Annotated in this window: 6 protein-coding genes and 1 pseudogene; 3 read left to right on the top strand and 4 right to left on the bottom strand. The window is 74.3% G+C overall.

Annotated elements, in window-relative coordinates; all coding sequences use genetic code 11:
* Positions 1–410: pseudogene (locus tag ABZW03_RS33975) on the bottom strand (hypothetical protein); the annotation flags it as partial.
* A gap of 622 nt (positions 411–1,032) precedes the next feature.
* Between ABZW03_RS33975 and ABZW03_RS33970 the strand changes: the two are divergent.
* Positions 1,033–2,646: an ABC-F family ATP-binding cassette domain-containing protein gene (locus tag ABZW03_RS33970; RefSeq protein ID WP_355267131.1), complete on the top strand. Its 1,614-nt coding sequence runs from the start codon at positions 1,033–1,035 to the stop codon at positions 2,644–2,646.
* A 3-nt stretch (positions 2,647–2,649) separates the two neighbouring features.
* Here ABZW03_RS33970 and ABZW03_RS33965 read toward each other — a convergent pair whose 3' ends face one another.
* A complete protein-coding gene (locus ABZW03_RS33965) occupies positions 2,650–4,236 on the bottom strand; it encodes a S41 family peptidase (protein WP_355267128.1) in 1,587 nt (528 codons plus the stop codon).
* 240 nt (positions 4,237–4,476) lie between these two features.
* Here ABZW03_RS33965 and ABZW03_RS33960 point away from each other — a divergent pair, with 240 nt between their 5' ends.
* On the top strand, positions 4,477–4,689 hold the full coding sequence (locus ABZW03_RS33960) for a hypothetical protein (RefSeq protein WP_224280451.1): 213 nt from the start codon (positions 4,477–4,479) through the stop codon (positions 4,687–4,689).
* A 133-nt stretch (positions 4,690–4,822) separates the two neighbouring features.
* Positions 4,823–5,197 carry a toxin Doc gene (locus ABZW03_RS33955; protein WP_355267125.1) on the top strand — a complete coding sequence of 125 codons (375 nt, stop codon included), beginning with the start codon at positions 4,823–4,825 and terminating at the stop codon, positions 5,195–5,197.
* A 123-nt stretch (positions 5,198–5,320) separates the two neighbouring features.
* Here ABZW03_RS33955 and ABZW03_RS33950 read toward each other — a convergent pair whose 3' ends face one another.
* Positions 5,321–5,971, bottom strand: coding sequence for a Pr6Pr family membrane protein (locus ABZW03_RS33950; protein ID WP_355267122.1), 651 nt, complete (start codon positions 5,969–5,971; stop codon positions 5,321–5,323).
* A 174-nt stretch (positions 5,972–6,145) separates the two neighbouring features.
* The gene (locus ABZW03_RS33945) at positions 6,146–6,805 is read right to left on the bottom strand and encodes a response regulator transcription factor (RefSeq protein ID WP_355267134.1); all 660 of its coding nucleotides are present in this window, start codon (positions 6,803–6,805) and stop codon (positions 6,146–6,148) included.
* Positions 6,806–7,074 lie beyond the last annotated feature (269 nt).

Below are 7,074 nucleotides of genomic sequence, written 5' to 3'. Positions count from 1 at the left end.
GCCGCGGTGGGCTGGGCGGTCGGCTGGGCCGGGGCGGGCGCGCTGGTGGCCGGAGCGGCGCCGGTGGGCTGCGCGGGCGGCTGGCTCGCCTCCGGGGCGGGCTGCGGCAGCGGCTTCGGCTTGGCCTCCAGCAGCTTCTGCAGGGTCCAGTAGCCCTTGACCGCCGGGGTGATGACGTTCGCCTGGGCCCACTTGTCCCAGTCCTCGAGCTTCCAGGTCTTCAGCTCTTCGAGCGTCGGAAGCTTGATCGGAGCCGCGCCCGGCTTGCCGGGGACGCTGGCCGCGACGGTCGGAGCCGCGGTCGCGGCCGGATCGGCGTTCTCGGGGCCGCACGCGGTGGCGACCACCATGGTCAGCGCGGCGACGGAGGCGCCCAGGACGGCACGGCCCGGCCGGGATATCGGTGACATGAGTTCAAATCCCCCTGTTGGACTACCGCCATGCGGCCCGGTCCCCGGGTGCGGCCCCACTCGGCCGCAGGCATGGCAGGTGAGGAGTCTGCCATGCGGGCGGGGCGCTCCCGACATCCGCCCCGGACCGGGACGGGCTCGTCACGGGACCGGGACGGAGCCGTCACCGGATCGGCACGGGATCGGCACCGGGTGTCCGCCGCGCCGGTTGCGAGCCGCGGTTGCGGGCCTCGGCGGCAGGCCTCGCTCGCGGGCCTCGGCGGCAGGCCTCAACTGCGGGCCTCGGCCACGGCCCCGGTCGCGGGCCCCGGCGGCGGCGCGGAAACCCGGCGCCCGGTAAATCGGTTGCGGGCGGTGTGCGGGCTGCCTACCGTGGTCCGGGTCATCAGCCAGACAAGGAGAAGGCCGTTGCTCTACTGAGGTCCCGGGACACCGCCCCCGCCGCGCAGGCCCTGCTGCCGTTGCGCGGTGCGCGAGTGTGCGACCTCAGTCACGGCCCGTGGCGTCCCTCCGTGTGACGCCACCCCTTTCGCCTCCTTCCGGCCGTCCCCAGGTTCCGCACCCGCGGTGTCTCCCCGTGTTGCTCACCACCCCTTCGGCAACCACCCCGGGAGTCCTGTACATGGCACACCAACCCACCACCACCGCCGTCCTCTGCACCGGCCTCTCGTTCGAGTGGCCCGACGGCAAGCCCGTCCTGGACGGTTTCCACCTCGCCGTCGGCCCCGGCCGCACCGGCCTGATCGGGCTGAACGGCGCGGGCAAGTCCACCCTGCTGCGGCTGATCGCCGGCGAGCTCACCCCGACCGGCGGCACCGTCCGGATCGACGGCGAACTCGGCTACCTGCCACAGGGCCTGACGCTCGACACCACCCTGCGGGTGGACGAGGCACTCGGCATCCGCGCCACCCGCGAGGCCCTGCACGCCATCGAGTCCGGCGACACCGACCAGCGCCACTTCGAGGCGATCGGCGACGACTGGGACGTCGAGGAGCGCGCCCGCGCCACCCTCGACCGGCTCGGCCTGCGCCGCCTCGGCCTCGACCGCACCACCGGCGAGCTCTCCGGCGGCGAGGCGGTGCTGCTGCGGCTGGCCGCCCTGCTGATGGCCCGCCCCGACGTGCTGCTGCTCGACGAGCCCACCAACAACCTCGACCGGGCCGCCCGCGAGCGGCTCTACGAGACGGTGGCGAGCTGGAACGGCGTGATGCTGATCGTCAGCCACGACCGCGAGCTGCTCCGGCACGTCGACCAGATCGCCGACCTCCGGGACGGCGAAGTCACCTGGTACGGCGGCAACTTCGAGGACTACGAACGCACCCTCGCGGCCCAGCAGGAGACGGCCGAGCGGGAGCTGCGCAACGCCGAGGCCGACGTCCAGCGCCAGAAACGGGACCTGGCCGAGGCCCGGATCCGGCTGGACCGCAGCGCCGCGTACGGCAAGAAGCGCTCGGTCACCCGCAACGACCCGCACATCGTCGCCGGGATGCTCAAGCGCAAGGGCCAGGAGACGGCCGGCCGGCTCCAGGGCATGCACGCCGAGCGCCTGGAGGAGGCCAGGGCGCGGGCCAGCGCGGCCGAGGAGGCCGTCCGGGACGACGCCGAGATCCGGATCGACCTGCCGCGCACCGCCGTCCCGGCCGGGCGCACCGTGCTCACCCTGGACAAGGTCCGGCTGCCCTACGGCACCACCGCCGACCTCGACCTGCGCGGGCCCGAGCGGATCGCCCTGGTCGGCCGCAACGGCGCCGGCAAGACCACCCTGCTGCGCACCATCGCGGGCGAACTCGCCCCGCTGGCGGGGGAGGTGATCACCCCGGTGCCGCTGCGGCACCTCCCGCAGCGGCTCGACCTGCTGGACGACGAGCGCTCCGTGGTGGAGAACGTCAAGCGGTTCGCCCCCGCCGCCGGGGACAACGCGGTCCGGGCCCGGCTCGCCCGGTTCCTGTTCCGCGGGGCCCGGGCCGACCAGCCCGCCGCCACCCTCTCCGGCGGCGAGCGGTTCCGCGCGACCCTGGCCGCCCTGCTGCTGGCCGACCCGCCGCCGCAGCTGCTGCTGCTCGACGAGCCGACCAACAACCTGGACCTCGCCAGCGTCCGCCAGCTCACCCAGGCGCTGGCCGCGTACCGGGGCGCGCTGATCGTGGCCAGCCACGACGTGGCGTTCCTGCGCGGCCTGGGGCTCACCCGGTGGCTGGAGCTGGACGGCGCACTGCGGGTGGTGGAGCCGATGTAGCGGCTACGGCCGGTCGGAGTGGTCTCCCTGCGCGTCCTGCGCGTCCAGGCCGTCCTGCGCGTCCAGGCCGTCCTGCGCGTCCTGGTCTCCCTGCGCGTCCTGGCCGTCCTGGCCGTCCTGGGCGCCCGGGTCGCCCGGGGCGGCGTTCAGGGCGTCCCCGGTGAGCACCCGGCGGGCCGTGCTCAGGGCCGGGTCCCTGAGCACGGCCAGGTCGTCCGGGCGGAACACCGGGATGCGGAGGTGCGGCGGGATGCCGGGGCCGTCGAAGGTGGTGCCGCCGCGGGTCAGGAACTTCTCGTTCGGCAGGCCGACCAGGAAGTCCGGCGAGAGCGTCCTGATCAGCACGTCGGAGAAGACGCCCTGGGTGTTCTGCCCGATCCGCACGACGCGCGGGGAGCGGCCCATCAGGGCCTGGGTGAAGGTCTCGGCCGCGCTCATCGACTCGGCGGAGGTGAGCAGCGCGACCGGTCCGGTGAAGTGCTTCCCGGCCGAGGGCCGTACGGTGATCGGCTGCGGCCGGGTGTACTTCGTCGGGTCGGCCGGGTCGTTGCGCGCCACCTTCCGGTAGGCGACGTACGGGCGGTCGGTGAGCCGGGAGGCGATCCGCAGCCCGAGCGCGTCCGAGCCGCCGCCGTTGGCCCGGACGTCGATCACCAGCCCGGTGGTGCCGTCCGGGTCCGCGAGCAGCGCGTCCAGCGCGCGGTCGAGTTCCTTGACCTGCTCGGAGAAGAAACCGGGGGCGTAGTCGCCGAACCCGTCCACCCGCAGGTAGCGCAGGCCGTCCGGGAGTTCCCCGACGGTCAGCAGGCCGTTGCCGAAGGGCTGGGCCGGGCCGACGAGTTGAGCGGCGACGGCCTGCTGGAACCGGGCCAGTTCGGCGTCCGTGGGCGGCACGGTGTCCGGGCGCCGGCCGAAGTAGACGCCGTGCGGGCGGTCGGTGACCCGGGCCAGGCTGGTGTGCGCGTCGCCCAGCTTCTCCAGCAGGCCGATGAAGACCTGCTGGAGCTGGTCGGGGGTGGTGGCCGGGCCGATCCCCTGGCGCGCCCGTGCGCACTCGCGGGCCCAGTCGATCCCCTTGGCGGCGAAGAAGGGGTAGTTCTCGGCGAAGCTCTCCGCGAAGCGGTCGAAGACCGAGAGCGGGTCGTTCGGTGCCGGCCGGGTGCAGAGCGCCGGCAGGGCGTCGATCCGGTGCAGCGTCTTCGTCCCGACCGAGCCCTCCTCGCGGTCGATCAGCCGGTCGGCGCCCCGCGGGGTGAGCGTCAGGGCGGCGTCGTCGTGGACGAACCGGACGCTGCCGTCCGGCCCCGGGGCGCTGTTCGCGTCCCGGTCCGCGGTGATCCAGCCCGGTACGCAGCTGTGCGCGGTCACGTCGTAGGTGGTGAGCCGGCCCCCGGTGACCACGGCCACCAGGCCGTAGCCGTCCGCCCGCCAGACCCCCTCCAGCGGGTTCGCCCGCCCTTTCCGGGCCGTCGGCGCCTCCTGCGCCGCGGTCGACCCCTGCGCCGCGGCCACCCCCGGCACCGCCGGCACCGCCGCCGTCGCGAGCGCCACCGCCGCGGCCGCGGCCCTGCCCATGCTCCTGCGCTTCATCTCGGCCTCCGCCGAACCCCGGTCTCCCCCGCGGAACCCCTCCGCCACCGCTCCCTCCCGACGCTACGGCCGGCCCCGCCGCCCGGGCGTCATCCCGCGCGCCGCACCGCTTCCTCCTCCGGGCCGATCCGGAGCGGGGCGGAATGGTCCCGGACGGTCTCGACAGCGGCCGTTTTGACTGCGGGTGAAAATCCGTCGTCCGCGGCCCCAACTGCCCGTCCCTCCAGTACCATCGGCGGCATGCCTGCGCTCAACATCGAGTACACGGAGCACGAGCTCGCCGCGATCCGCGAGGCCGCTGCCGCGGACGGCAAGACGGTGAAGGCGTACGTCCACGACCTGAGCGTGCGGGAGCAGCAGCGGCGGGTCTTCGTGGACCACGCGGTGGCGTTCTGGAAGGCGCACCGGGCCGAGTTCGACGCCGCGTTCCCCGAGGACGCCCCCGCCGCCTGAGGCCGGAACGGGCGGACGGACGGGCCGGCGGTGTGGACGGGCACGGACGTCGACGCGGGCGCGGATACGGACGGGCACGGGTACGGGTGCGGCCGGTACGGCCTGCGGGCGTGACGCGGTGAGAGGCGGGGGAGTGGCACTGCTCCACGTCGACCTGCGCTGGCTGCTCGACGTCCAGGAGCTGGCCTCCCCGGAGGACCTCAGCGTGCGGGACTACTCGGCGCTCCAAGCAGCCGTCGCCCGGCACCGGGTGAACACCGCGCAGCTCGGCCACGAGGCCGATCCGGCCTGGTGCGCGGCCACCCTGATGCACACCATCGTGCTGCTGCGCCCGCTGCCGGTGCGCAACAACCTGTACGCCTGCATGACGACGGCCGCGTACATGCACGCGGCCGGGGAGGGGATCGACCCGCCGTACGGAGCGCTGGTGGAGCTGGCGCGCGGCATAGCGGAGGGCCGGACGGACGTGTACGCGGCGGCCGACCGGATCCGCGCCTGGCGGATCTGAGGTCGGTCGGTCCGAGGCCGGTTGGTCCAAGGCTGATTGGTCCGAGGCCAGTTGGTCCGAGACCGGTGGTCCGAGGCCGGGTGGTCCGAGCCGCGGACGCCGCCGCGTGCACGTCCGCCGAGGTCAGCCCTGCGGCGCCGGCCGGAGCCTGCCCGCGATCCGCGTCCCGAGCCGGTCCAGCCCGACGACGAGTGCGGCGAGCACCACGAACTCGACGGTCAGCAGGGCGATCTGGCCCCAGACGTAGCCGTAGCCCTTGGTGGTCGGGTCGAAGAAGAAGTAGGGGTACGGCAGCGGGTAGTCGTCGAACAGCGCGTTGCGGGTGAGCACGATCGCCGCGTAGCCGAGCGGGAAGGCCAGCCAGAGCGGGACGTCCTTCCAGGCCGCGGCGTTGCGCGGCCTGAGCACCAGCCAGTCGACGATCACCATCACCGGCGTCACGTAGTGCAGGAAGAAGGACGACCAGTGCGCCAGCTTGTCCGGCCCGCTGACCAGACCGGGCAGCGGGTTGGCGCCGTGCTCGAGCAGGACGTGCGAGACCAGGCCGGTGATCAGGATGTACAGCGTGGCCGCGCCGCGCAGCCGGGGCGCGGGCGCGTCCACGGTGTCGCGCTTGAGCATCCAGTAGACCGCGCCGACGAAGTAGCCGAACACGATCACGTTGCTCTGCACGGTGAAGTAGACCAGCGGCGCGGTTCCGAGGATCAGGCCGAGGCCCGCGGAGAGCACGATGCCCATGCGCCACCACAGCGCGGGTCGGGTCCGGACTGTCATGCGGCCACCAGTTCGTTCCAGGCGATACGGGAGGTATCGGACGTTGAAGGGGGAAAGCCGCACTCTACTCGCTGGTTCCGACCGGATGGAATCCGCGTTCGAGCCCCCGACGCCCCCGACGCCCCCGACGCCCCCGACGCGCAGCGGGCACGGTGGGCCGGGCCCGGCCGGGCGTCAGCCCGGCAGCACGAAGCCCGACTCGTACGCCGCGATCACCGCCTGGGTGCGGTCCCGCGCGCCCAGCTTGGCCAGCACGCTGCCGACGTGCGTCTTCACCGTCTCCTGGCTCACCACCAACTGGCGCGCGATCTCACCGTTGTTGAGCCCGGTGGCCATCAGCCGCAGCACCTGGCCCTCCCGCTCGGTCAGCCGCCCGATCGGTCCCCGGTCCGCCGGCCCGGCCGCCCGCCGCCGGTCCGCGCCGTGGCGCAGCGCGAGGTCGCGGACGGCGGCCGGGAACAGCAGCGAGTCGCCGCGCGCGACCAGCCGCACCGCCTGCACCATCTCCTCGGCCCGGGCGCGCTTCAGCAGGAATCCGGCGGCGCCCGCGCGCAGCGCGTCGTAGACGTGGTCGTCGTGCTCGAAGGTGGTGACCACCAGGACGCGCGGCGGCTCGGCCATCCCGTTGACCAGCTGCTCGGTGGCCCGGATGCCGTCGATGCCGGGCATCCGCACGTCCATCAGCACCACGTCCGGGCGCAGTTCGCGCACCAGCGGGACGACCTCGGCGCCGTCGGCGGCCTCGCCGACCACGGTGAGGTCGGGTTCGCTGTCGATCACCACCCGCAGGCCCAGGCGGACCAGCCGCTCGTCGTCCGCGATCACCACCCGGATGCCGTCGGCACCCTGCCGCGCGCCTTCGCCTGCGCCCTCGTCTGCGTCCTTGCCCTCGTTCATGTCCCCGTTCATGTCCCCGTCCACGTTCACGCCCTCGTTCACGCCCTCGTTCACGTCGTCCCTCCCACCGGCAGCCAGACCGCCAGCCGCCACGTCGTCCCGTCCTCGCCCGGCCCCGCCGTGCTGCCGCCGCGCAGGGCCGCCGCCCGCTCCCCGATCCCGCGCAGCCCGCGCCCGCCGCCGGGGCGGCTCGGCCGGGCGGGGCC

Source organism: Kitasatospora sp. NPDC004799 (genome assembly GCF_040609095.1).
In the GTDB taxonomy this organism is placed as follows: Bacteria; Actinomycetota; Actinomycetes; order Streptomycetales; family Streptomycetaceae; genus Kitasatospora.
The sequence above is the reverse complement of the archived record's forward strand: the minus strand, read 5'-3'. Positions and strand labels throughout refer to the sequence as shown.